The sequence below is a fragment of the Lysobacter sp. ESA13C genome (assembly GCF_019970005.1).
GTDB classification, from domain to species: domain Bacteria; phylum Pseudomonadota; class Gammaproteobacteria; order Xanthomonadales; family Xanthomonadaceae; genus Lysobacter; species Lysobacter antibioticus_B.
In genome coordinates this window covers 57,319-80,268 of the sequence record NZ_JAHXYK010000002.1, presented here as the reverse complement: position 1 = coordinate 80,268, position 22,950 = coordinate 57,319, and the positions used below count along the sequence as shown (strand labels likewise).

General features: G+C 66.8%; 19 protein-coding genes and 8 tRNA genes. 5 read left to right on the top strand and 22 right to left on the bottom strand.

Translation table 11 applies throughout. The features are described from left to right. Positions 1 to 108: 108 nt before the first annotated feature. Positions 109 to 1,596 (bottom strand): ribonuclease G, encoded by a 1,488-nt coding sequence (rng, locus tag LC490_RS03625; protein ID WP_031372517.1) that lies wholly within the window; start codon positions 1,594 to 1,596, stop codon positions 109 to 111. Between the two features lie 80 nt (positions 1,597 to 1,676). Continuing rightward, complete coding sequence (locus LC490_RS03620) at positions 1,677 to 2,246, bottom strand: Maf family nucleotide pyrophosphatase (protein WP_031372516.1); 570 nt, start codon at positions 2,244 to 2,246, stop codon at positions 1,677 to 1,679. Between the two features lie 124 nt (positions 2,247 to 2,370). Here LC490_RS03620 and LC490_RS03615 point away from each other — a divergent pair, with 124 nt between their 5' ends. The 3 genes from LC490_RS03615 to LC490_RS03605 all read left to right on the top strand — a co-directional run bounded on the left by LC490_RS03615 (position 2,371) and on the right by LC490_RS03605 (position 4,417). Further along, positions 2,371 to 3,141, top strand: coding sequence for an SIMPL domain-containing protein (locus LC490_RS03615; protein WP_223619331.1), 771 nt, complete (start codon positions 2,371 to 2,373; stop codon positions 3,139 to 3,141). 2 nt (positions 3,142 to 3,143) lie between these two features. After that, positions 3,144 to 3,332 (top strand): hypothetical protein, encoded by a 189-nt coding sequence (locus LC490_RS03610; protein WP_223619330.1) that lies wholly within the window; start codon positions 3,144 to 3,146, stop codon positions 3,330 to 3,332. Positions 3,333 to 3,742: 410 nt separating this feature from the next. Next, entirely contained in the window at positions 3,743 to 4,417 is a 675-nt protein-coding gene (locus LC490_RS03605; RefSeq protein ID WP_223619329.1) for an energy transducer TonB, read from the top strand. Positions 4,418 to 4,569: 152 nt separating this feature from the next. On the opposite strand, the gene rlmH is transcribed toward LC490_RS03605, so the two are convergent. Continuing rightward, positions 4,570 to 5,040: a 23S rRNA (pseudouridine(1915)-N(3))-methyltransferase RlmH gene (gene rlmH / locus LC490_RS03600; protein WP_031372512.1), complete on the bottom strand. Its 471-nt coding sequence runs from the start codon at positions 5,038 to 5,040 to the stop codon at positions 4,570 to 4,572. A 127-nt stretch (positions 5,041 to 5,167) separates the two neighbouring features. On the opposite strand from rlmH, the gene LC490_RS03595 reads away from it, so the two are divergent. Continuing rightward, positions 5,168 to 6,730 (top strand): alkaline phosphatase PhoX, encoded by a 1,563-nt coding sequence (locus LC490_RS03595; RefSeq protein ID WP_223619328.1) that lies wholly within the window; start codon positions 5,168 to 5,170, stop codon positions 6,728 to 6,730. 152 nt (positions 6,731 to 6,882) lie between these two features. On the opposite strand, the gene LC490_RS03590 is transcribed toward LC490_RS03595, so the two are convergent. The 14 genes from LC490_RS03590 to LC490_RS03525 all read right to left on the bottom strand — a co-directional run bounded on the left by LC490_RS03590 (position 6,883) and on the right by LC490_RS03525 (position 18,056). After that, positions 6,883 to 8,877: a peptidyl-prolyl cis-trans isomerase gene (locus LC490_RS03590; RefSeq protein ID WP_223619327.1), complete on the bottom strand. Its 1,995-nt coding sequence runs from the start codon at positions 8,875 to 8,877 to the stop codon at positions 6,883 to 6,885. Positions 8,878 to 9,210: 333 nt separating this feature from the next. Continuing rightward, positions 9,211 to 9,287: transfer RNA gene (locus LC490_RS03585), tRNA-Asp, on the bottom strand. A gap of 102 nt (positions 9,288 to 9,389) precedes the next feature. After that, a tRNA-Asp gene (locus LC490_RS03580) sits at positions 9,390 to 9,466 on the bottom strand. 91 nt (positions 9,467 to 9,557) lie between these two features. Next, a tRNA-Val gene (locus tag LC490_RS03575) sits at positions 9,558 to 9,632 on the bottom strand. Positions 9,633 to 9,683: 51 nt separating this feature from the next. Further along, entirely contained in the window at positions 9,684 to 9,956 is a 273-nt protein-coding gene (locus LC490_RS03570; protein ID WP_031372509.1) for an HU family DNA-binding protein, read from the bottom strand. A gap of 219 nt (positions 9,957 to 10,175) precedes the next feature. Further along, on the bottom strand, positions 10,176 to 12,608 hold the full coding sequence (lon, locus tag LC490_RS03565) for an endopeptidase La (RefSeq protein ID WP_031372508.1): 2,433 nt from the start codon (positions 12,606 to 12,608) through the stop codon (positions 10,176 to 10,178). Between the two features lie 611 nt (positions 12,609 to 13,219). Then, a complete protein-coding gene (gene clpX, locus LC490_RS03560; protein WP_031372507.1) occupies positions 13,220 to 14,509 on the bottom strand; it encodes an ATP-dependent Clp protease ATP-binding subunit ClpX in 1,290 nt (429 codons plus the stop codon). A 179-nt stretch (positions 14,510 to 14,688) separates the two neighbouring features. Then, a complete protein-coding gene (gene clpP / locus LC490_RS03555; RefSeq protein WP_031372506.1) occupies positions 14,689 to 15,315 on the bottom strand; it encodes an ATP-dependent Clp endopeptidase proteolytic subunit ClpP in 627 nt (208 codons plus the stop codon). A 154-nt stretch (positions 15,316 to 15,469) separates the two neighbouring features. Next, entirely contained in the window at positions 15,470 to 16,771 is a 1,302-nt protein-coding gene (tig, locus tag LC490_RS03550) for a trigger factor (protein WP_031372505.1), read from the bottom strand. A 381-nt stretch (positions 16,772 to 17,152) separates the two neighbouring features. Further along, positions 17,153 to 17,238 (bottom strand) — tRNA-Leu (locus tag LC490_RS03545). Between the two features lie 357 nt (positions 17,239 to 17,595). Further along, positions 17,596 to 17,671, bottom strand: a tRNA-Lys gene (locus LC490_RS03540). Between the two features lie 52 nt (positions 17,672 to 17,723). Next, a tRNA-His gene (locus LC490_RS03535) sits at positions 17,724 to 17,800 on the bottom strand. Between the two features lie 62 nt (positions 17,801 to 17,862). Continuing rightward, positions 17,863 to 17,939 (bottom strand) — tRNA-Arg (locus LC490_RS03530). A 40-nt stretch (positions 17,940 to 17,979) separates the two neighbouring features. Next, positions 17,980 to 18,056, bottom strand: a tRNA-Pro gene (locus tag LC490_RS03525). 187 nt (positions 18,057 to 18,243) lie between these two features. Between LC490_RS03525 and LC490_RS03520 the strand changes: the two genes are divergently transcribed. Further along, positions 18,244 to 19,002, top strand: coding sequence for a Bax inhibitor-1/YccA family protein (locus LC490_RS03520; RefSeq protein ID WP_031372504.1), 759 nt, complete (start codon positions 18,244 to 18,246; stop codon positions 19,000 to 19,002). A 188-nt stretch (positions 19,003 to 19,190) separates the two neighbouring features. Here the strand turns inward: LC490_RS03520 and rsfS are convergent, their stop codons facing one another. From rsfS to LC490_RS03495, 5 genes are all read right to left on the bottom strand, one after another. Beyond that, a complete protein-coding gene (gene rsfS / locus LC490_RS03515) occupies positions 19,191 to 19,625 on the bottom strand; it encodes a ribosome silencing factor (RefSeq protein WP_036148873.1) in 435 nt (144 codons plus the stop codon). Between the two features lie 38 nt (positions 19,626 to 19,663). Continuing rightward, positions 19,664 to 20,317, bottom strand: a complete 654-nt coding sequence (gene nadD, locus LC490_RS03510; RefSeq protein ID WP_223619326.1) for a nicotinate-nucleotide adenylyltransferase — start codon at positions 20,315 to 20,317, stop codon at positions 19,664 to 19,666. 10 nt (positions 20,318 to 20,327) lie between these two features. Further along, positions 20,328 to 21,374, bottom strand: a complete 1,047-nt coding sequence (gene holA, locus LC490_RS03505) for a DNA polymerase III subunit delta (RefSeq protein ID WP_031372501.1) — start codon at positions 21,372 to 21,374, stop codon at positions 20,328 to 20,330. A gap of 28 nt (positions 21,375 to 21,402) precedes the next feature. Further along, complete coding sequence (gene lptE, locus LC490_RS03500) at positions 21,403 to 21,924, bottom strand: LPS assembly lipoprotein LptE (RefSeq protein ID WP_051885094.1); 522 nt, start codon at positions 21,922 to 21,924, stop codon at positions 21,403 to 21,405. A gap of 142 nt (positions 21,925 to 22,066) precedes the next feature. Further along, positions 22,067 to 22,720 carry a glutathione S-transferase family protein gene (locus LC490_RS03495; RefSeq protein WP_223619325.1) on the bottom strand — a complete coding sequence of 218 codons (654 nt, stop codon included), beginning with the start codon at positions 22,718 to 22,720 and terminating at the stop codon, positions 22,067 to 22,069. Positions 22,721 to 22,950 lie beyond the last annotated feature (230 nt).

Genomic DNA, 22,950 nt, shown 5'->3' with positions numbered 1-22,950 from the left:
GCTCCGCGCGCGCCCGACGGGAATCGGGAATGGGGATTCGGGAATCGGAAAATCAAAAGCCGGGCTTCGCTGTTACGAATCCCGAATCCCGATTCCCGATTCCCGGCTTCAGAGCAAAACCACATCGAACTGCTCCTGCGCGTACTGGTCCTCGGCCTGGAAGCGGATCGACTTGCCGAGGAATTCCTCCAGCTCCGCCACCGCCGCCGATTCTTCGTCGGTGATCCGCGCGACCACCTTCGGCGATGCGATGACCAGCAAACGCGCGGCATCGAACTGGCGCACCTGGCGGACGATCTCGCGGAAGATCTCGTAGGTCACCGTCTCCGGCGTCTTCAAGGTGCCGCGGCCGCCGCATTCGTGGCAGGCCTCGCTGAGCTGGCGTTCCAGGCTCTCGGTGGTGCGCTTGCGGGTCATCTCCACCAGGCCCAGCGGCGAGAATTCGTAGACCGTGGTCTTGGCGTGATCGCGGGTCAGCGCCTTTTCCAACTGGCGCAGCACCTGGCGGCGATGCTCCAGGTCGGTCATGTCGATGAAGTCGATGATGATGATGCCGCCCAGGTTGCGCAGCCGCAGTTGCCGGGCGACCGACTGCGCCGCCTCGAGATTGGTCCGGTAAACGGTCTCCTCGAGATTGCGTTGACCCAGGAAGGAACCGGTGTTGACGTCGATCGTCGTCATCGCCTCGGTCTGGTCGATGACCAGATAGCCGCCGGACTTCAGCGGCACTTCCTTGTCGAGCGCGCGCTGGATCTCGTCCTCGACCCCGTACAGGTCGAAGATCGGCCGCGCGCCGGTGTAGTGCTCGATCTTCTCGGCCAGCCCCGGCATGTACTGCGCGGCGAAGCTGCGCAGGCGCTCGCAGGTCTCGCGCGAGTCGACCTTGACCTTCTCGACGTCGCGGCGGATCAGGTCGCGCACCGCGCGCAGCGGCAGGCTCAGGTCTTCGTAAACGCGTTCGCCGACTTTCGAGCTCTGCGATTTCTCGGCGATCAGGGCCCAGGCCCGGCTCAGATAGCCGATGTCCTCGGCCAGGGCTTCCTCGGGCTGGCTCTCGGCATTGGTGCGCACGATGTAGCCGTGGTTGTCGCCGGCCGGGGCCAGGGTCGTGACCAGCGACTTCAGCCGCGCACGCTCGCCCTCGTCCTCGATCCGCGCCGACACCCCGACCACGCGGGTGCGCGGCAGCAGCACCAGATAACGCGAGGGAATACTGAGCTGGGTGGTCAGGCGCGCGCCCTTGCTGCCGATCGGGTCCTTGACCACCTGGACGATGATTTCCTGGCCTTCGCGCAGCAACTCGGCGATCGGCCGGGTCGGCGTCGGCGGCAGCGGCGCTTCGTCGCCCTCGCCTTCGCCGACCGGGTTGTGCTTGACGATGTCGGCCGCGTGCAGGAACGCCGCGCGCTCCAGGCCGATCTCGACGAACGCCGCCTGCATGCCCGGCATCACCCGCTGGACCTTGCCCTTGTAGATGTTGCCGACCACGCCGCGGCGCCAGCCGCGCTCGATGTGCAGCTCCTGCAGCATGCCGTTCTCGACGACGGCGACGCGGGTTTCGCGCGGAGTGACGTTGACCAGGATTTCTTCAGTCATGAGGCAGGGTGGGTCCCAAGTCAGGCGAACGTCGGATGGAAAGAACGCGGTGCAGCGCGGTCGAACGTAAGCGCGGCGGCCTAGCCGCCGACGCCGAACTCCCGCAGCAGCCGCGCCGTCTCGTGCAGCGGCAACCCCATCACCCCCGAATAACTGCCGGCCAGATGCCGTACGAAGACCTCGGCGCCGCCCTGGATCGCATAGGCGCCGGCCTTGCCCTCGGGCTCGCCGCTGGCGACATAACGCGCGATCGTCGCCTCATCGAGCTCGGCGAAGCTGACCTGCGAGACCGACAGCGCCTGCGCCTCGCGCGAGCGCGAGACCAGCGACACCGCCGAAATCACCTGGTGGGTGCGCCCCGACAGCTTGCGCAGCATCGCCGCGGCATCGTCGGCATCGCGCGGCTTGCCGAACACCTCGTCGTCGAGCACGACCTCGGTGTCGGACCCCAGCACCAGCGCGGTCGGATTGCCGAGCACCTGCAACAGGCCGGCGCCGGCTTTCTCGCGGGCGACCCGGCGGACGTACTCCTGCGCCGGTTCGTTGGGCTGGCGGTGTTCGGGCACGTCGAGATCGAGTACGCCGAATTCCAGGCCGAGGCGGGTCAGCAATTCGCGTCGCCGCGGCGACTTGGAGGCAAGATAGAGCATACGGAAAGCATAACCCGCGCTGACTGAGCGCCAGCCGACGACGAGCCGCGCAAACCCCGTAACGAATCACGGTTCGTTCACCAGTTCAGCAAGACCCTACCCCTCGTCCTTCAAGGAGCACCACATGACCCGGTCGTCGCCACAGTCTTTCGCCCGCCTTTCGTTGCGCCCGCTGGCGCTCGCCGCTTTCCTCGCCTTCGGAGCCGCAACCGCCATGACCGCCCAAGCCCAGACCGCGCCCGCCTACGTCGCCAGCGACGGCACCCTGCTGTCGGTGTCGGCCCAGGCCGAGGCGCGCCGCACGCCGAACATCGCCACCTTGTCGACCGGCGTGGTCACCCAGGCCGCCGACGCCAATGCCGCGATGCGCGCCAACGCCGAGCAGATGAGCAAGGTCGTGGCCGCGATCAAGGCCGCCGGCATCGCCGACCGCGACGTCCAAACCGGCGGCATCAACCTCAACCCGCAGTACCGCTACGCCGAGAACCAGCCGCCGGTCATCACCGGCTACCAGGCCAACAACAACGTCAACATCGTCGTGCGCGACCTGTCCAAGCTCGGCAAGATCCTCGACGCCCTGGTCGCCACCGGCGCCAACCAGATCAACGGCCCCAGCTTCGATATCGACGACAAGGAAAAGGACGTCGCCTACGACGAAGCCCGCCGCAGCGCCATCGAGAAGGCCCAGGCCCGCGCCGAGATGTACGCCAAGACCCTGGGCATGAAGGTCCGCCGCATCGTCAGCGTCAGCGAGAGCGGGCGCTTCGGACCGCCGATGCCGATGCCGATGATGGCCATGGGCCGGATGGAAAAGGCGTCGGCCGACACGCCGATCGCGCCGGGCGAGAACGCCTTGTCGATGACCCTCGACGTCGTCTTCGAGCTGGGCAAGTAAGCATGGCCGGCCCGACCAAGACCGCGCCGCCGGCGCCGGATCCGAAGCCGGGCCGCTCCCCCGGCTACCCGGAACCGCAGCCGCGCAATCCCGACGACGCGCGCCAGCCGCATCCGCGCAAGCCGCCGAACCCAGACGAGGGCGGGCTGCAGCGCGAACCCGAGAGCGGCCCGGACCCGACCGACCGTTGAGCCGGGCTCCCGAGCCGTAGACACCAGGAAGGCCCGCGCAAGCGGGCCTTCTTGTTTCTTGCGCGCGGCGGCATCGACGAATGCAGGCCGGCAAGTGGCCAAGCGCATGCCCGCCACGGCGACGTTGCCGTCCATTCAGCATCCATCGTTCGCGGGTGGGCCGCGGGCCGGCGCGGCGAACGCTGCGCCGAAGCGAAAAAACCCGGCGATTTTTCAAGCACCGCCCTCGTCTGCGGGTGTCGCCGGTGGCCGTCGAGTGCGCCGCAGGCCGACCAAAGTCGCAAACGAGAAGCGCTTGCATCCGCAAATCGGCCGGCGCATTTTTGTGACGCGACATCGGTTTCAAGCTCAACCCCGCCGGCGGTATCCGAACGTTGTCAGTGATGTCAGACAAGCCAAGGAGGTAGCTCATGGTTCGCGCGATTCCCTCTCACTCCCACACGCCATTGGACGGCACCCGCATCGCCGCCAACGCCGGCGCCATCGCCTTCAACGCGGCGATGCTGATGTTGATGCTGGTCCCGCTGAGCGCGCCGCGTTTGCTGGTGTCGCCCGAAGAACCGGTGATCCCGGAATTCATTCCCAGGCCTACCCAGCGCGTCGAACCGCCGCCGCCGCCGAGACTGGTCGAGGTCGTCCGGAGGCCACAGCAGCAGCAACCCATCGTCCAGCCCCAGCCGCAGGTCCAGCCGGTCGAAGCCCCGCCGGTCGTGGTCGACAACCCCGACCCGCAGCCGCTCGACTTCGCCGGCGCCGAGACCGTCGCCCGGGCCACGCCGCAGATCGACCTGGGGCCGCAGACCCTGACCGGCGCGGTCCTGCAAAGCCTGAAGAACCCGCCGCCGAGCTATCCGCCGCAGGCGGTGCGCGAAGGCCTGACCGGGGTGGTCGAGCTGGAGATCCTGGTCGGCATCGACGGCAAGCCGATCGACGTCAGCATCGTGCGCAGCAGCGGCCATCGCCTGCTCGACCAGGCCGCGCGCAAGGTCGTGCTGAACCGCTGGACCTTCCAGCCGGCGATGAGCAACGGCCAACCGGTGCAGGCGCGCGGCCGCGTGCCGATCGAGTTCAAGCTGGATCAATAATTCTCGAACGACGCGCCGAACCGAAGCCCGGGCTCATCGCCCGGGCTTTTTTTGCGCGCAAGCTTTGTTGCGCGAGCCGTCGGTTGATCCGGGGCCAGGCGCGCCCTCGATGAAATGATCCGGCCGCAACGGCCCGCGATCGAACCCACCGCTCAGGCGCGGTGATAAGGATGGTTCGCCAACAGCGCGGCGGCCCGGTACAACTGCTCGGCGGCGACCAGCCGCACCAGCATATGCGGCAAGGTCAGCGGCCCCAGCGACCATTGTTCGTCGGCGCGCGCCAGCACCTCGGGCGCATGCCCTTCCGGGCCGCCGATCAGGAACGCCAGGTCGCGGCCCTGGCCGCGCCAATGCTCCAGCCGCTGCGCGAGTTGCTCCGAGGTCCACAGGCGCCCGCGCCCTTCCAATGCGACCACGCAGGCGTTCTTCGGCAGCGCGGCGATCACCCGCGCGCCTTCGTCCTGGGTCGCACGCACGGCATCGCGGCCCTTGCCGCGCAGGCCCGGCTCGATCTCGACCAAGTCCAGCGGCAACCAATGCGAAAGACGTTTCTGGTACTCGCCGAATCCTTCCGCGACCCAGCGCGGCGCTCGTTCGCCGACGGCGATCAGTCTGCTTTTCATGCGCGCATGGTAGCCAAGCGTGCGCGGCCCCGCCGGGGTCGCAGCGGCATTGTCATATTCCGGTTACCGCACCGGGCTAGCGTGCAGGGTTCCCCCGCCCCACCCCAGCCCCGCAGGAGTTTCTACGATGGATGCTTTCGATCCCTCCCGCCGCCAGGTCATCAAGAGCAGCGCCGCCGCCATGGCGATCGGCGCGATGGGCAGTCTGAGCGCGCTGTACACGCGTCAGGCCGCCGCTGCGACCGATCCGACCCGGCTTTCCCCCGTCCCGAGCCGCTACGGCGCGCTGGCGCCGGTCGCCGACCTCAGCACCGGCCTGCCCTTGCTGCAGTTGCCGCGCGGCTTCAGCTATCGCTCGTTCGCCTGGAGCGGCGACCGCATGGACGATGGCCAGGTCTGCCCGGACCGTCACGACGGCATGGCCGTGGTCGCCACGCATCGCGGCGGCCAGCATCCGCACGGCCGCGGCCACGGCCGCAGCGAACTGATCCTGATCCGCAACCACGAACGCGGCGCCGGCTCCACCCCGATCCGCGCGCCGGGCATGTACGACACCGGCACCGTCAGCGGCGGCCAGCCCGGCGGCGGCACCACCACCTTGCGCTATCGCTCCGGCGAAGGCCGCCACGGCGACGAATGGCGCGGCGTCGAACCGAGCCTCGGCGGCACCCTGGTCAATTGCGCCGGCGGCCCGACCCCGTGGGGCACCTGGCTGAGCTGCGAGGAGATCAAGAGCAACGCGGTCTCCAGCACCGGCCACAAGCACGGCTACGTGTTCGAGGTCGACCCGCGCAGCGAACGCACCAGCGGCCGCCCGATCGTCGAGATGGGCCGCTTCAGCCACGAGGCGGTGGCGATCGATCCGCGCACCGGCATCGTCTATCTGACCGAAGACGACCGCAACAAGTCCGGCTTCTATCGCTTCATTCCGAACCGCCGCGCCGGCTGCCACGGCTCGCTCGAACACGGCGGCCGCCTGCAGGCCGCGCGTGTGCGCGGCAAGCCCAACGCCGACCTCACCGCCGTCAGTATCGGCGCCGAATACCAACTCGAATGGGTCGACATCCCGGATCCGGATTTGGACTCGATCGCCGCACCGAGCGGTTTCCCCGACATCGGCGCCGGCGACACCCTCAGCGGCCCGTTCGCCCAGGCCTGGAGCGAAGGCGGCCTGCGCATGAGCCGCGGCGAAGGCATCTGGTACAGCTACGGCAAGTTGTTCATCGTCGACACCAGCAACGGCACCGACGCCCAGGGCCGCAAGGGACGCGGCAACGGCGCGGTGTGGGTGCTGGACCTGTTCACCCAGCGCATGCGCGCGCTGTTCGTCAGCAGCCACCAGCTCGCCGCGCACAATCCCGACAACATCACCGTCAACGCGCGCGGTGGCGTGGTGCTGTGCGAAGACCCGGATGCGGCGCCGGCCGGCAGCCCCGACGAGTACGGCCCGGGCACGCGCCTGGTCGGTCTGACCCGCGGCGGCGAATCGTTCTATCTGTGCAAGAACAACGCCGAGCTGACCTCGACCCAGATCGCCAACGCCGGCAAGCACGTCGCCGAAGGCGATTACCGCGACAGCGAATTCTGCGGCGCCTGCTGGGACCCGGCCGCGCGCACCTTGTTCGTCAACATGCAGTCGCCGGGCATCACCTTCGCGATCACCGGCCCCTGGGAACGCGGTCCCTTGTGAGCGTGGGCTAACAGCCCTGCGCGCATCGCGGCGCCGTGCACCGGCGTCGCGATGCGCGGCCCGGCGATAGCGAATCCGGTCGGTCGCAAACTCGGCCGCAAATAAAGAAGGCCCGGCAATGCCGGGCCTTCGAGTTTCCGCAGCGCCAAGGATCAGCGCAGGTTTTCTTCGATCACCTTGATCTGCACGCGCTTGCGCAGCGCCGTGGTCAGTTCGCGGCTTTCTTCGTAACCGCCCATCTGCGAGATCTGCGTGCGCAGCATGTCGAGCTGGGCGGCCGGGATTTCCGACTTGCTGCCCGGCTTGACCTTGTTGACCGCGAACAGGACCACGCGGCCGTCGGCGAGCGCCGACTTGCCGGCGGCGACCTTGCCTTCGGCCGGCGCCTTGAGGGCGAAGATCGCTTCGCTGACTTCCGGGGTCGGCAGCGGCATGCCGCGGGCGACGTCCGGGATCGTTTCCGGGGCCGTCAGCTGCTTGGAAGCGGCCACCGCGGCGATCGCTTCGCCGCCGTTGATGCGCGCGACCAGCGCATCGGCTTCCTTCTGCGCGGCCTTGATGCCGCGATCGGTGCGCACCGCGGCGATCACCTTGTCGCGGACCTGGGCCAGCGGCAGCGCGCGTTCCGGCGTATGCGAGACGACGCGGATCAGCACGCTGTGCTCCTGGCCGATCTCGATCGGATCGCTGACCGTGTTGTCCTGCAGGCGCGCATCCGAGAACGCGGCGCGGATCACCGCCGGGTGGGCGCCGATGCCCTGGCCGTTGGCCGCGGCATCGCGGGTGACCGGGCCGACCTTCTGCACCGGCAGGTTCATCGCCTTGGCCGGACCGTCGAGCGAGGTCGGGTTCTTGTAGACCAGGTCGACCAGCTTGGCCGAGAAGTCGTTGAAGTTGCGCTCGCGGCTGGTTTCGGTCTCTTCGCGCAGCAGCGCGTCGCGGACCAGCGCGAACGGCTGTTGCTCGCCGCTCTTGACCTCGCGCACCACGATCACGTGCCAGCCGCTGTCGTCCTTCACCGGCGCACTGATCTCGCCGACCTTGAGCTTGAACGCGGCGTCTTCGAACGCGCCCGGGATGTCGCCCTTGCTGACCCAGCCCAGCTCGCCGCCGGCGGCCTTGGAGCCGAGGTCGTCGCTGTTGGCGCGGGCGATCGCGGCGAAATCGGCGCCGGCGGCCTTGGCCTGCGTCGCGAGCTGCGCGGCCTTCTGCTCGGCGGCCTTCTGCGCCGCGGCATCGGAGCCGGAGGCGACGTTGACCTGGATGTGCGAGATCAGGCGCTGTTCCTGGGCGATGAAGCGGCTCTTCTCAGCCTCGTAACGGTCCTGCAGCGCCTTCTCGGTCGGCAGCGGCGGCGGCGGCAGGGTCGCGCCGTTGATCTCGACGTATTCGAGGTTGACGCTCTCGGGCGCGCGGAAATCCTTGGCGTGGCCGTCGTACCACTTCTGGATGTCGGCGGCGCTGACCTCGGCGGTGTCCGGGGTCGGCGGCGGCAGCATCACCAGGCTGACGTCGCGGCGTTCGCCCATGAGCTTGATCAGGCGGTCGATTTCGGCGTGGGTAAGGAAGTTGCTCTGGCCGATACCGCCGGTCAGCAGGGTTTCCATGAGGCGGGCGCGCACGAACTGCTCGAACTCGGTCGGCGTCTGCGCCGGCTGGCGCATCTGCAGGCCGAGCACGTAGCGCTCCTGGTTGAACTTGCCGGTGCTGTCCTGGAATTCCGGGACCGCCTGGATGGTCTTGATGACCAGCGCATCGCTGACCGCCAGGCCGTCGACTTCGGCGGCGAGCTTGCGCACGCGCTCGTCGATCAGCGTTTCCAGTATCGCGCGCTTGCTCTCGGGCTTCTCGAACTCGCGCGCATCGAAGGCTTCGCCTTCGGCGGCGCGGCGGCGATCGCGTTCTTGCTGGAAGCGCGTATTGAATTCCTGTGCGTCGATCGACTCGTGCTTCCACAGCATCGAGGCCGGCCACCACGACGGCGCCGAACGCCACCACGACGGGGCCATGTCGATCCGCGCGACCGAGCTGTCGACGCGCTGCACGAGGTATTGCTCGATGCCGACGAAGGCGAAGGGAATGATCAGCAAGCCGAGGATCACGGTGGCGATCCAGCCCGAGGTCTTGTCGCGAAGTGTCTGCAGCATGTCCGAGTCGCGTTCAGTCGTAAGCCGGACAGTTTAGCGCGGTTCCGGTCCCCAGGCGGATGGGGCGACGACGGTCCCATTCCGGGCGGACGGCCGGGGCCGGCGGACGGGCTGCGGACGGGCCGGGCCGGATGCTGCGGCGCGAAAAACGGCGGCTGCGCGAGCGGTTCCGCTGCAGGCGGGCCCCGCTGCGGGCCGACCTGCTGCAGGACGACGGCGGATGCCGGCCGTGGCCGTGGCTGTGGCGGCGAGGCCGGCGGGGGGGCGCGGCCGCAGGCTGCGCCCGAATCGCAGGCATAAAAAAAGGCGCCGTTTCCGGCGCCTTCGCAAAACTGGCGGAGTGGACGGGACTCGAACCCGCGACCTCCGGCGTGACAGGCCAGCATTCTAACCGACTGAACTACCACTCCGCGTTTTGAAACTTCCGCATCCGCCGCGCCGCGATCGCGCAAAAAACGAATGCTCTCACTTATATAAAACAAAGGCGCCGTTCCCGGCGCCTTTGGCAAAACTGGCGGAGTGGACGGGACTCGAACCCGCGACCTCCGGCGTGACAGGCCAGCATTCTAACCGACTGAACTACCACTCCGCGTTTTGAACTCTTTCAACCGAATCCTGACTCGTGTGTCTTGCCTGACTTCATCTTTCGGATGACGTCTTGGCAGAAAGACCAGCGAGACTGGTGGGTGCTGAGGGTTTCGAACCCCCGACCCTCTCCGTGTAAAGGAGACGCTCTACCGCTGAGCTAAGCACCCGAGTGCATCGGATTCTGCTTGGCGATGCCCCAGGCACCGCCGGCGAGCTGCTTAGTTTACAGCATCCTTCAGCGCCTTGCCAGCCTTGAAGGAAGGATTCTTCGACGCTGCGATCTTGATCGTTTCGCCGGTCTTCGGATTGCGACCCTGGCGGGCGGCGCGCGCGCGCACCTGGAAGGTACCGAAGCCTACGAGCGTAACAGTGTCGCCCTTCTTGAGCGCCTTGGTGACGACGTCGATCAATGCATCGACGGCGGCGGTAGCGTCGGTCTTCGACAGCTCGGCGGTTTCGGCAACTGCCCCTACGAGATCGGCCTTGTTCATTATTTTCTTGACTCCTGTGCGGATTGGACCGCGTGTTCTGAGAATCGGATCTACGCCAGCAGGCGTACGTCCCGATCAAGCGTGCCGCGCTGCAGAAGCAGGATTTCCTGCAGCGCGGTTGCGGTCGTTATACCAGCGGCATTTTGGGGGCGCAAGCGTGAAAGCTAGCAGCGACGCGGCTTTCAGCGCTTTTTTCGGGTTTCCGACCGACGGCCCGACTTAATGCTTGACGTCGGGCTGCGCAGCCGTCTTGCCGCCGTCGCGCACCGGCAGCTCGCCCTCGCCGGAGGGCGGCGTCGGTGCGATGGGACGTTCCAGCGCGAGGTCGAGCACCTCGTCGATCCAACGCGCCGGCACGATCTTGAGGCCCTGCATCACGCTCTTGGGCAGGTCGGAAAGATCCTTGCGGTTCTCCTCGGGAATGATCACGGTGCGGATGCCACCGCGCAGCGCCGCGAGCAGTTTTTCCTTGAGCCCGCCGATCGGCAGCACGCGTCCGCGCAAGGTGATTTCGCCGGTCATCGCGACGTCGGCCTTGACCGCGTTCTTGGTCAACATCGACACCAATGCGGTGGCGATGCCGATGCCCGCGCTCGGGCCGTCCTTCGGCGTCGCGCCTTCGGGCACGTGCACGTGCACGTCGTGTTTCTGCAGGAACTCGACATCGATGCCGAGCCGTTCGGCGCGCGAACGCACCACCGACAAAGCCGCCGATGCGGATTCCTTCATGACGTCGCCGAGCTGGCCGGTCAGGATCAACTGACCCTTGCCCGGCACCAGGGTCGCTTCGACCTGGAGCAGGTCGCCGCCGACTTCGGTCCAGGCCAGGCCGGTGACCAGGCCGATCTCGTTCTGCTCTTCGGCGCGGCCGAAATCGAAACGGCGCACGCCCAGGTATTTCTCGAGATTCTTCGAACCGACGCTCATCGCGCCGTCCTTGTCCTTCTTGAGCTTCGGACCGGCCAGGGCGATTTCCTTGACCACCTTGCGGCAGATCTTGGAGATCTCGCGCTCGAGGTTGCGCACGCCGGATTCGCGCGTGTAGTAACGCACGATGTCGCGCACCGCCGATTCGGCGATCTTGATTTCCTCGACCTTCAAACCATTGGCCTTGATCTGCTTGGGCAGCAGATAGCGCATGGCGATGTTGAGCTTCTCTTCCTCGGTGTAACCCGGGATCCGGATCACTTCCATGCGGTCCAGCAGCGGGCCGGGAATGTTGAGCGAGTTGGAGGTCGCCACGAACATCACTTCGCTGAGGTCGAGGTCGACTTCGAGGTAGTGATCGTTGAAGGAATTGTTCTGTTCCGGATCGAGCACTTCCAGCAATGCCGAAGACGGGTCGCCACGGAAATCCATCGACATCTTGTCGATTTCGTCGAGCACGAACAGCGGGTTCTTGCTGCCGACCTTGTTGAGGTTCTGGACGATGCGGCCCGGCATCGAACCGACGTAGGTGCGTCGGTGGCCGCGGATCTCGGCCTCGTCGCGCACGCCGCCGAGCGACATGCGCACGAACTTGCGGTTGGTGGCCTTGGCGATGCTCTGCCCCAGCGAGGTCTTGCCCACGCCCGGCGGACCGACCAGACACAGGATCGCGCCCTTCATGTTCTTCACCCGCGTCTGCACGGCGAGGTATTCGAGGATGCGCTCCTTGACCTTTTCCAGACCGAAGTGGTCGGCGTCGAGGACGTCCTGCGCGGCCTTGAGGTCCTTGCGGATCTTGCTGCGCTTCTTCCACGGCACGCCGAGCAGCCAGTCGAGATAGTTGCGCACGACCGCGGCCTCGGCCGACATCGGCGACATCTGCTTGAGCTTGTTGAGCTCGGCCTTGGCCTTGGTTTCCACCGGCTTGGGCATGCCGGCCTCGGCGATCTTGCGCGCGAGCTCGTCGACGTCGTTGGGCGCATCGTCGATCTCGCCGAGCTCCTTCTGGATCGCCTTCATCTGCTCGTTGAGGTAGTACTCGCGCTGGCTCTTCTCCATCTGCGACTTGACCCGGCCGCGGATGCGCTTCTCCAACTGCTGCACGTCGATTTCGCCGTCGACCAGGCCGACCAGCTGTTCCAGGCGCGCGCCGATGGCGTGGGTCTCGAGCAGCTTCTGCTTGTCGCCGATGCGCACGCCCAGGTGGGCGGCGACGGTGTCGGCGAGACGGCCGGGTTCGTCGATGCCGGCCAGGGTCTGCATCAGCTCCGGCGGCAGCTTGCGGTTGGTCTTGACGTACTGCTCGAACAAGCCCATCAGCGAGCGCGCGATCGCCTCGACTTCGCGCTCTTCGCGGTCGATCACCGGCTCGACCACGTCGGCCTGGCCGGACAGCGCGCCGTCGCGTTCGAGGACGTCGCCGACCTTGACCCGCGACACGCCTTCGACGAGGACCTTGATGGTGCCGTCGGGCAACTTGAGCAACTGCAGCACCTGCGCGAGCGTGCCGATCTCGTACAGATCCTCGGCGACCGGATCGTCGGTCTCGGCGGATTTCTGCGCGACCAGCAGGATGCGCTTATCGGATTCCATCGCCAGATCGAGGGCGCGGATCGACTTGTCGCGGCCGACGAACAGCGGGATCACCATGTGCGGAAACACGACCACGTCGCGCAGCGGCAGCACCGGCAGTTGCAGGATTTCGTGTTCGGTACGGTCGGACATGCGGACTCCAGATGTATGCGTTAGGCAGCCACTACGGCGGCCACGCCCGATTTATGGGGTTGGCGCCCGAACGATGCAAGCACGACATTGGTCCCAACGCCGCCAGCATGCGCCAAACCCTTGCCAATCAAGACATTGAGGCGATTACGGCACTCAATGTTCCAGCCAAGCGTTCAGTATCACAAGCCACTGACATTTGACTGGCACAGATGCACGGAACCGGGCGTCGCAGTCCGACCCGACGATGGCCGATCTCCCCTCCCCGGCCGCGACGATGCGGCGCCTTACCCGATCAGACGCCGCCCACGGCCCGGATCGGACAGGCGGGGCCCGGGAGCGGCCCTGAGGCCTGCCGGGAGCCAGCCGAAGCAGTCCCGGCCGGCGCATGGCGCAGGCCGGCCAGCGGCGTCCGCGGGGCCTCTCGGTCCGGCGCAGGAGAAACAGGGGCAAGCCGGCCGATGCGTTTGCGGGCGGCGGATGACAGGTCAATCAGCACCTCGCGCACCGAGCGCCCGGTCGGGATGCGCATCGCGGCAGCCGCCCTGCCGCTCCGGCCGGCCGTTGCCGGCCCCGGATAGCAAACGCCCCGGCAGGGCCGGGGCGTTCGGGGTTTACTCGGCCGCAGCGACCTTCGGCTGCGCCGGCGGCGTCTGATAGATCAGGTACGGCTCGGACTTGTGCTCGATCACCGACTCGTCGACGACCACCTTGCTGACGTTCTCCAGCGACGGCAGCTCGTACATCGTGTCCAGCAGGACCGATTCGACGATGGTGCGCAGGCCGCGCGCGCCGGTCTTGCGCTTGAGCGCGCGACGGGCGATCGCCGCGAGCGCGTCGGGACGGAATTCGAGCTCGACGCTCTCCATCTCGAACAGCTTGCGGAACTGCTTGGTGATCGCGTTCTTCGGCTCGGTGAGGATCGAAATCAACGCCGCTTCGTCGAGTTCCTCGAGCGTGGCGACCACCGGCAGGCGGCCGACGAACTCGGGGATCAGGCCGAACTTGATCAGGTCTTCCGGCTCGACCTCGGCCAGGATGCGGCCGATGTCGATCTTGCGCTCGCTGCTCTTGACCTTGGCGCCGAAACCGATGCCGCCGGCCTCGGTACTGCGCTGCTGGATGATCTTGTCCAGGCCGGCGAACGCGCCGCCCACCACGAACAGGATGTTGCGCGTGTCGACCTGCAGGAATTCCTGCTGCGGATGCTTGCGCCCGCCTTGCGGCGGCACGCTGGCGATGGTGCCTTCGATCAGCTTCAGCAGCGCCTGCTGCACGCCTTCGCCGGACACGTCGCGGGTGATCGACGGGTTGTCGCTCTTGCGCGAAATCTTGTCGATTTCGTCGATGTAGACGATGCCCTGCTGCGCTTTTTCGACGTCGTAGTCGCACTTCTGCAGCAGCTTCTGAATGATGTTCTCGACGTCTTCGCCCACGTAACCGGCTTCGGTCAGGGTGGTCGCGTCGGCGATCGTGAACGGCACGTTGAGCAGGCGCGCCAGCGTTTCGGCCAGCAGCGTCTTGCCCGAACCGGTCGGGCCGACCAGCAGGATGTTCGACTTCGACAATTCGACGTCGTCGTTCTTCTGCCGGCTCTCGATGCGCTTGTAATGGTTGTATACGGCCACCGCCAGGGTGCGCTTGGCGCGCTGCTGGCCGATCACGTATTGGTCGAGCACTTCGAGAATCTCGCGCGGCTTCGGCAGATGGCTGCGGGCCGACTGCGCCTTCTCCTCGAGCTCCTCGCGGATGATGTCGTTGCACAGCTCGACGCATTCATCGCAGATGAAGACGCTCGGGCCCGCAATCAGCTTGCGGACTTCATGCTGGCTTTTACCGCAGAACGAGCAATACAGGATCTTGTTGCTGTCGCCCGTGCTGCGTCCTTGTCGATCGTCGGTCATGCTTTGGCCCGTTGGTGCTCGAATCGTACTCATATTCCCGATTGGCCATCTCGGCAAGCGCCAAAATGGCCGTTCGGCTATCGCAGCCCGAGAATAACACACCCCCCGGCCCCGCCCTGCGGGCGGGACTGGCGGCGGTTACCCAGTGCGATCAAGGGTTTGCGCGTCTGGACGAACGGTCAGGCAGCCTGGACCGAGTCGTCGGGACGGCGCTCGAGGACCTGGTCGATCAGGCCGTATTCGCGCGCGGCTTCGGCGCTCTTGAAGTTATCGCGCTCGGTATCGCGCGCGATCGTCTCCAGCGCCTGGCCGGTGTGCTTGGACAGGATCTCGTTGAGGCGCTGACGCAGGGTCAGGATCTCGCGGGCGTGGATGTCGATATCGGTCGCCTGGCCCTGGAAGCCGCCGAGCGGCTGGTGGATCATCACGCGCGAGTTCGGCAGGGCGTAACGCTTGCCCTTGGCGCCCGCGGCGAGCAGCAGCGCGCCCATGCTGGCGGCCTGGCCGACGCAGATCGTGCTCACGTCCGGCTTGATGTACTGCATGGTGTCGTAGATCGCCATGCCGGCGGTGACCACGCCGCCCGGCGAGTTGATGTAGAGGCTGATGTCCTTTTCGGGATTCTCTGCCTCCAGGAACAGCATCTGGGCCACGATCACGTTGGCGACATGGTCGTCGACGCCGCCGACGAGGAAGATCACGCGCTCTTTGAGCAGGCGCGAATAGATGTCGTAGGCGCGTTCGCCGCGGCTGGTCTGTTCGACCACCATCGGCACCAGATTCAATGCTTTGGTTCGGTTGTCCATTTCAACGGCACCTATTGGCTGACGTGGAGTGCGCTTGTAATGCAAGCGCGGTCCGGCCAACTTGGGGCCGGCCGGACCGCAGCGCAAGAGGCGCGATTGCTAAAAGCGGCATTGCCGCCTAGCACGCCCGATCGGGAAAGCTCGAAACTGCCGATCAGGCCGGGCGGATCGCTTCGCTGAACGACAGCGGCTGCTCGGTGTGCTGGGCGCGCTCGGCGATCCAGTCGATCACCTGCTCTTCCATCACGCGGTTCTGCAAGCCGGCCATCAGCTGCTGGTCGTTGCGGTACAGGTCGATCACCTGCTGCGGCTCCTCATAGGTCGAGGCGATCAGGCGCAGGGTCTCGTTGACGCGCTTGGGCTCCAGGCGCAGCTCGTGGCGGCGGGCGATCTCGCCGACCAGCAGGCCGACCAGCACGCGCTTGCGCGCTGCGTCCATGTAGTTCAGGTGAGCGTCGGCCGGGGCTTCGATCTGGCGGCCCTGGCGGCGCGCCTGCTCGACGGTCTGCCAGACCATGTCGCGGGCTTCGTTCTCGACCAGCTTCGGCGGCATTTCGACCGACTCGTAGGCGGCGATCAGCTGCTCGCCCACTTCGCGGCGCAAGCGGGTCATCAACGCGCCCTTGAGCTCGCGCTCCAGGTTGGTGCGGATGTCGTTGCGGAACTGCTCGGCATCGCCGCTCTTCACGCCGAAGCTCTTGATGAACTCGGCGTCGACGTCCGGCAGGACCGGCTCGGAGACGTGGTTCAGCTTCAGGTGCACGCTGGCCTTCTGGCCGGCGAGCTGCGGGGCGCGCCATTCGGCCGGGAATTCGACTTCGGCGACCGTTTCTTCGCCGGCCTTGAGGCCGACCAGGGCGTCCTCGAGCGGCTTGAACATGGATTCCGAACCGATCACGGTGCTGCCGTGCTCGGCGCCTTCGGCCGGCAAACGCTCCTCGCCGACCTGGGTCCAGGTCTCCAGCTCGACCACGTCGCCCTGCTGGGCGGCGCGATCGACCGACTTCAGGGTGCGGCGCTGCAGGCGCAGGTTTTCGATCATCGCGTCGATGTCGGCGTCGGCGACTTCGGCGACGTGACGGACGATGTTGAGCTTGGCCACGTCGATGTCGCCGAAGTCCGGCACGACCTCGAAGGTCGCCACGTAGGACAGCGTCTCGCCGCTTTCGTTGGCCGGCTCGATGCGCGGGTTACCGGCGATCTGCAGCTTTTCCTCGCGGATGGCGTTGCCGAAGCTTTCGCGCAGCATGCCGTCGAGGATTTCGGCCCGCACCTGCGCGCCGAAACGCTGCTCGATGACCTTGGTCGGCACCTTGCCGGGGCGGAAGCCCTTGATCTTGGCGCCGCGCGCGATTTCGCGCAGGCGGCCGCCGACCTGGTTTTCCAGGTTCTCGGCCGGGAGGCTGAAGGTCAGTCGGCGTTCGAGCGAGCCCAGCGATTCGAGCGAAACTTGCATATCCACTCCTGCGACCACGGCACTCGCCGCAGCACGATGTTGATGATCTTGTCCGGCCGCCGTTATCGACGAGACCCTCGCCGGCCAGCGGAACTTGCTAGTTTGGCCGATTACGGGCCGGCCTGCCAGCGCCTGGGGGCGGAAAAGCCGTCCGGACGGGCTTACTGGGGCCGAAGCGGCGGAATTCGCGACCTGGGTCGCAGCCGAGGGCGGGTTTGGAGGCGGTCTGGCGCGCAGTGAAGCCGGCTGGACGGGAGTGGCTGGCACGGCGGCTGGCTGGGGCAACCCCTGAAGCCGGAGGCTGGCGCGGCCAGGCCGAGGGCCGGTCGGGTCATCCTGCCAATGGTGCATTCATGGCGGATGGGTGCCGACCCGCCTGCGTGGTGCGAAAGGCGGGACTCGAACCCGCACGGGGGTTACCCGCTGGAACCTAAATCCAGTGCGTCTACCAATTCCGCCACTTTCGCCCAGGGCCGGCATCGCGTGGATGCGGCCGACGCATTCTAGCCGTCGCGCCGAAAAAAAGCGCCTCGCGCCCAAGCCACCGCAACCTATCGGAGGATCACCCGGGCACGGGCAGCCGGCCCGACTTCGCATGCAGTTGGGAAGTCCTGCGCCTTGGCGGCGCGCTGTGGCGATGCGCACCGGCCACGACACGGACCTTGATCGCCTATTCGTGGATGCAAGGCAACCGCTGACCGCCGTCGTCCGCGTTCGCGCGCCGCTCGGCGGCGACGAATGCCGCGCGTTTATTGCAGGCGCTGCAGGCAAAAATCGCGGACAAAGAAAAAGGCAGCTGGATCGCTCCAGCTGCCTTTCGATTTTGGTGGGCTGTCAAGGATTCGAACCTTGGACCTATTGATTAAGAGTCAACTGCTCTACCAACTGAGCTAACAGCCCGGTGAAACTAGGTGCGGAACTATACAGAAAAAATCAGCACCGCACAACACTTTGGGGTGGAAGACGGGATTTGAACCCGCGACCCCCGGAATCACAATCCGGTGCTCTAACCAACTGAGCTACATCCACCATAAACCTGCTACTGCAACGCACGTTATTGAAACACGAACGCACGTTTACGAAAACTTTTTTGGCGCGCCCGGCGGGACTCGAACCCACAACCACCGGCTTAGAAGGCCGGTGCTCTATCCGGTTGAGCTACGGGCGCCAGATTACATCTTAACTGACGGCCGAGCTTGCTCGATGGATGGTCGGGGCAGAGGGATTCGAACCCACGACATCCAGCTCCCAAAGCTGGCGCTCTACCAGGCTGAGCTATACCCCGAGCCGGGACTCCCGCGACACGCCAAGACCGCGAAAGGCCGCATAGTGTGGGCGGCGCTTTGCTCCCTGTCAATCGTGCGTTACCGGCGCCGCACCGCCCTGCCCGAGCCGCCGCCGCTTGTGCGATGTATGCTTCGACCCTATCTAGTATTCATTCTCGAAACCGCGTTTTTCCAAGGAGCAAGACCATGCGCAGCGGCAATCCCGCATTGAAGGACTCGACCTTCCTCGACCTCGGCACCGGCTCGGTCGTGCGCGGCGGCGACCAGGTGATGACCCTGAACGGTACGGTCAACAAGACCGGCGTGTTGTTGCTGCTGACCGTCATCACCGCGTCCTTCGCCTGGAGCCAGGTCCAGATCACCGAGCTCGGCGCGATCGGCGCCGGCCCCTATGTCTGGGGTGGCGCGATCGGCGGCCTGATCCTGGCCCTGGTCACCACCTTCAAGAAGACCTGGGCGCCGGTCACCGCGCCGCTGTACGCGCTGGTCGAGGGCTTCTTCCTCGGCGCGATCTCGTCGATCTTCGAGGCCAAGTTCCCGGGCATCGTGATCCAGGCGGTCATGCTGACCTTCGGCACCCTGTTCGCGCTGCTGTTCGCGTATCGCTCGGGCCTGATCAAGGCGACCGAGAACTTCAAGCTCGGCGTGGCCGCGGCCACCGGCGGCATCTTCCTGATCTACCTGGCCACGATGGTGCTGGGCCTGTTCAACATCAACATCCCCTACATCCACGAATCGGGCCTGATCGGCATCGGCTTCAGCCTGTTCGTGGTGGTGGTCGCGGCGATGAACCTGGTGCTGGATTTCGACTTCATCGAGACCGGCGTCGAGCAAGGCGCGCCGAAGTACATGGAGTGGTACGGCGCGTTCGGCCTGATGGTGACCCTGGTGTGGCTGTACATCGAGTTCCTGCGCCTGCTGTCGAAGCTGCAGTCGCGCAACTGATACCCGCGGTTCGCGTTTTGCAAAGGGCGCCTTCGGGCGCCCTTTTCTTTGCCCAGGGTGGGCGCGTTCTGGCTCGGCCGCCGCTGCCTGTGGCTACGAAGCGCGAGGCATGCACCCGCAAACGACGACGGCGCCCTCGGGCGCCGTCGTTGCTTCGCTGCGAAACCTTCGGATCAGGCGCGGCCTTCTCAGAAGCGATCTTCGTCGTCGGTCTCGAACTTGCCTTCGTAGCCTTCCGGCGGCGGCGGCTGGTCGCCGACCGTCCACAGACGCTCGAGGGCGTAGAACTCGCGCACGCGCGGCAGCATGACGTGGACGACGACGTCGCCCAGATCGACCAGCACCCACTCGGCCTCGCGCTCGCCTTCGACGCCCAGCGGCATGACGTCGAGGTTCTTGGCGAACTTGACGACTTCGTTGGCGATGGATTTGACGTGACGGGTCGAGGTGCCGGAGGCGATCACCATGTAATCGGTGACGCTGCTCTTGCCGCGCACATCGATTTCGACGACATCCTTGGCCTTGAGTTCTTCGACCGCGGCGTGGACCGTCTTGAGCAACAACGCGATCGGCGGCGGCGGGTTCGGCAGCTGGGTCTTGATGACTTGGGCTTGGCTGGTCAAGGGGAAATCGGCTCTGCGTGACGGGGAGTGTGCCGGGATTATACCGAAGCGCCGCGTAGGGCTCGCACGCCATACAGACCATGACGTTCTATATAGCCGGCGACGGCCGCCGGAACGTATTCGCGCCAGGGCTGCCCGGCGCCGATCAGCGAACGTACCTGGCTGGCCGATTCGGCATGGAGCGGCTGGTTCAGGCGGAAAACCCGTCCGGCCGGGGCCTGCCTCAAGGCCTCGACCTGGGCTGTCTCGCGACCTGCTGCGAATGCGATGCGCTCGGCTTCGAGGGGGCTGCCGGGGCGCTCGGCGACGACGAAATGGGCCAGGCCGAACAAGGCCTGCCACTCTTTCCACTTCGGCAAATCGAGAAAACTGTCGGCGCCGACCAACAGCGCCAGCGGCTGCTCCAGGCCGACCTCGGCGCGGACTTCGCGCAGGGTCTCGACCGTGTAGGAGCGGCCCTCGCGGCGCAGTTCGCGCCGGTCGACCATGAGTTCGTCTTCGCCGGCCACGGCCAGGTCGAGCATGCGCGCGCGGTGCTCGGCGCTGGCGCCGGGCAAGGCGCGGTGCGGCGGGTCGGCAGCGGGCATCAGCCGCACCTGCGCGCGCAGCGTGTCGCGCGCGGCGCGGGCGATCGCCAGATGACCGTCGTGGATCGGATCGAAGGTGCCGCCGTAGAAGACCAGCAAGCCCATGGGCGGCGACTCAGGCGCCGGACACCGCGAGCAGGCGCAGCGCGCGCGGCTCGGCGACGGCCAGCAACAAACGCTCCAGCGCGACCCAGGCATCGCCGCTCTCGCGGCCCTTGGCCATGCGGTCGACGCGGCCGGCCTGGGCCAACAAGGCCTCCCAGCGGCGGGCGTCGTGACGCTGCAGGGCGCGGCGGTACATCGGCTGCTTCGAGTCCCAGATCCGCTGCGCCTTGAATTCGGCGTTGATGTTGCCGCCGCGCGCGTTGACCCGCGCCAATGCGGCGGTGCGCTGCAATTCCATCACCACCATGCCGAGCAAGGCCGGCACCGCCTCGCCTTCGGCGCGCAGGCCGGCAAGCATGCGCGAGACCTGCCCGCCCTGCCCGTTCATGGCCGCGTCGAGCACGCGGAACACGTCGAAGCGCGCGGCATCGGCGACCAGGGTCTGCATGCGTTCGAGGTCGATGGTCTCGCCGTCGGACAACAGGGCGAGCTTGTCGACTTCCTGCGCGGCCGCGAGCAGATTGCCCTCGACGCGCTCGGCCAAGCTCTGCACCGCATCGCGATCGGCGCGCAGGCCGCGCGCGCGCAGGCGGCGTTCGATCCATTCCGGCAGTTCGTGCGGCTTGATCGCCCAGGCCACGGCGATGTGGCCGACGCGGCCCACCGCTTCGCTCCACTTGCCGCCGTGCTGCTTGCTCCATTCGCCCGCGGTGATCAGCAGGTTGACGTCGTGCGGCGGGTCGGCGCAGAAATCGGAAATCACTTCGGCGCCTTCCTTGCCGGGCTTGCCGCTGGGCAGGCGCAGCTCGATCAGGCGCCGGCTGGCGAACAGGCTCGGCGCGCGGAAGGCGCCGGACAACGCGTTCCAGTCGGGTTCGCGTTGATTGCCTTCGGCCTCGTACACCTCGCGTTCGTCGATGCCCTGCTTGCGCGCGGCGGCGCGCACCGCGTCGGCGGCTTCGAGCACGCGCAAGGGCTCGGGCCCGGCGATCAGATAGACCGGCCGCAGGGCTTCGCTGTCGAGTTGGGCGAGCAGACGCTCGGGCGTCAGTTCCATGATCGCCGACGCAGGCCGTGAGCGAAGATCAACGCCGTTCGCTGACGGCGCCGACGCGGCGCAACACCGCGGCGCTCATCTCGCGACGCATTTCGCGCATCAGGATTTCGCGTTCGCCTTCGGTACCGATCGCGTTGACCGGGTTGGAGACGTAGTCGCGCGCCAGTTCGATGCTCTGGCGCGGCACCAGGGCGGTGCCGTCGGCCTTACGCAGTTCGAAGGCGACGGCGTAGCGCAGGCTGTATTCCTGCACGCGGCCGAGTTCGTCGAGCGCGGCCGGGGTGTCGCCCCAACGCTCGGACAACAGATCGAGCACCGCCACTTCGCTGGAATCGGCGGTCGCCGGCACCGCGCCGGCGCGGGTCAGCGCCTGGGCCAGGGATTCGGCGAGCGGGCTGTAGCGGTCGGCGGAGACCACCCGCACCGGACCGAGGTCCGGCGGCAGGGTCAGGGCCTGGCGCAACTGGAAACCGCAGGCCGACAAGGCCAGCACGAGGACCGCCAGCGAGGTGCGGGCGGTCGCGCGGAGAAAGGGGGTGCGAGGCGTCATGTGGCGAAGTCTGGACGAGGCGGCTTCGGGCATCAATAGGAAGCCTGAACCGCATTGGCGTCGAAGCGGTCGCAGCCGTGGCTGCGTCTGCGCCCGCGTTCGGGGCACGGGCGGCGCGCCGATCCGGCGACGCCGTCGGCGCTCAGTAACGGATCGCGTGCCCCGCGAACAGCGCCTGCGGCGTCTGCGCGCCCGGCAGGGCCATGAGCCGGTCGAGCCAGGCCTGCACCGCCGGCCAGCGCTCCGGCCAGTCGCGCATCGCGAAACCGGCGGCCTCGGCCCAGGGCTCGACGGTGAAGAACAGATAGCCGCTGCAGGCGACATCGGCGATGGTCGGCGCCTCGCCCGCCAGCCACGGCGTCCGGCTCAACTGCGCCTGCAGGCGATCGAGATCGGCGAGCGAGCGACGGTCGTACCAGGCCAACACCGCCGGATCGTAGTGGCCGAACTGACGGCCGTAGCGCGAATGCGCGACGTTGAGGCTGACCCGGTTGGCTTCCCACGACAGCCATTCGCGCACGTGCAGGCGTTGTTCGATGGTCTGGCCGTCGAGCGCGCCGGCGCGGGTCGCCAGGTAGTCGAGGATCACGTTCGACTGGCACAGCACCAGATCGTCGATGCGCAGCACCGGCACTTCGCCGTGCGCGGCGAGCTCGCGGAACTCCTGCGAACGCTGATCGCGCGGGCTGCGGATATCGACGTGGCGCTGCTCGAAGTCGATACCGAGCAGGCGCAGGGCCAAAGCGACCTTGTAGCTGAAACCGGAATCGGGGTGGCAATAGAGGATGGGAGTCATGGCAGGCTGGGTGGATTGGGTGAGGAGGCGATGCAATGACTTGCAGCGACACGAGACTTGCAGCGGGCCAAGAGCAAATCCCCCTACTCCCCTCAACAAAGGGGGGAAAGCAACAACGGCAGCTCAGCAACGGACGCAAACAGCAACACGACCATCTGGTGCCCCCCTGTTGAGGGGGCCAGGGGGATTTGCTGTTGCTGTGCCTTCGCCCTTACCGGCCCGACGCGACG

What these genes read in the sequence shown, in the direction of transcription:
- rng (WP_031372517.1), bottom strand. Translation starts at nt 1,596, where the DNA reads ATGACTGAAGAAATCCTGGTCAACGTCACTCCGCGCGAAACCCGCGTC.
- LC490_RS03620 (WP_031372516.1), bottom strand. Translation starts at nt 2,246, where the DNA reads ATGCTCTATCTTGCCTCCAAGTCGCCGCGGCGACGCGAATTGCTGACC.
- LC490_RS03615 (WP_223619331.1), top strand. Translation starts at nt 2,371, where the DNA reads ATGACCCGGTCGTCGCCACAGTCTTTCGCCCGCCTTTCGTTGCGCCCG.
- LC490_RS03610 (WP_223619330.1), top strand. Translation starts at nt 3,144, where the DNA reads ATGGCCGGCCCGACCAAGACCGCGCCGCCGGCGCCGGATCCGAAGCCG.
- LC490_RS03605 (WP_223619329.1), top strand. Translation starts at nt 3,743, where the DNA reads ATGGTTCGCGCGATTCCCTCTCACTCCCACACGCCATTGGACGGCACC.
- rlmH (WP_031372512.1), bottom strand. Translation starts at nt 5,040, where the DNA reads ATGAAAAGCAGACTGATCGCCGTCGGCGAACGAGCGCCGCGCTGGGTC.
- LC490_RS03595 (WP_223619328.1), top strand. Translation starts at nt 5,168, where the DNA reads ATGGATGCTTTCGATCCCTCCCGCCGCCAGGTCATCAAGAGCAGCGCC.
- LC490_RS03590 (WP_223619327.1), bottom strand. Translation starts at nt 8,877, where the DNA reads ATGCTGCAGACACTTCGCGACAAGACCTCGGGCTGGATCGCCACCGTG.
- LC490_RS03570 (WP_031372509.1), bottom strand. Translation starts at nt 9,956, where the DNA reads ATGAACAAGGCCGATCTCGTAGGGGCAGTTGCCGAAACCGCCGAGCTG.
- lon (WP_031372508.1), bottom strand. Translation starts at nt 12,608, where the DNA reads ATGTCCGACCGTACCGAACACGAAATCCTGCAACTGCCGGTGCTGCCG.
- clpX (WP_031372507.1), bottom strand. Translation starts at nt 14,509, where the DNA reads ATGACCGACGATCGACAAGGACGCAGCACGGGCGACAGCAACAAGATC.
- clpP (WP_031372506.1), bottom strand. Translation starts at nt 15,315, where the DNA reads ATGGACAACCGAACCAAAGCATTGAATCTGGTGCCGATGGTGGTCGAA.
- tig (WP_031372505.1), bottom strand. Translation starts at nt 16,771, where the DNA reads ATGCAAGTTTCGCTCGAATCGCTGGGCTCGCTCGAACGCCGACTGACC.
- LC490_RS03520 (WP_031372504.1), top strand. Translation starts at nt 18,244, where the DNA reads ATGCGCAGCGGCAATCCCGCATTGAAGGACTCGACCTTCCTCGACCTC.
- nadD (WP_223619326.1), bottom strand. Translation starts at nt 20,317, where the DNA reads ATGGGCTTGCTGGTCTTCTACGGCGGCACCTTCGATCCGATCCACGAC.
- holA (WP_031372501.1), bottom strand. Translation starts at nt 21,374, where the DNA reads ATGGAACTGACGCCCGAGCGTCTGCTCGCCCAACTCGACAGCGAAGCC.
- lptE (WP_051885094.1), bottom strand. Translation starts at nt 21,924, where the DNA reads ATGACGCCTCGCACCCCCTTTCTCCGCGCGACCGCCCGCACCTCGCTG.
- LC490_RS03495 (WP_223619325.1), bottom strand. Translation starts at nt 22,720, where the DNA reads ATGACTCCCATCCTCTATTGCCACCCCGATTCCGGTTTCAGCTACAAG.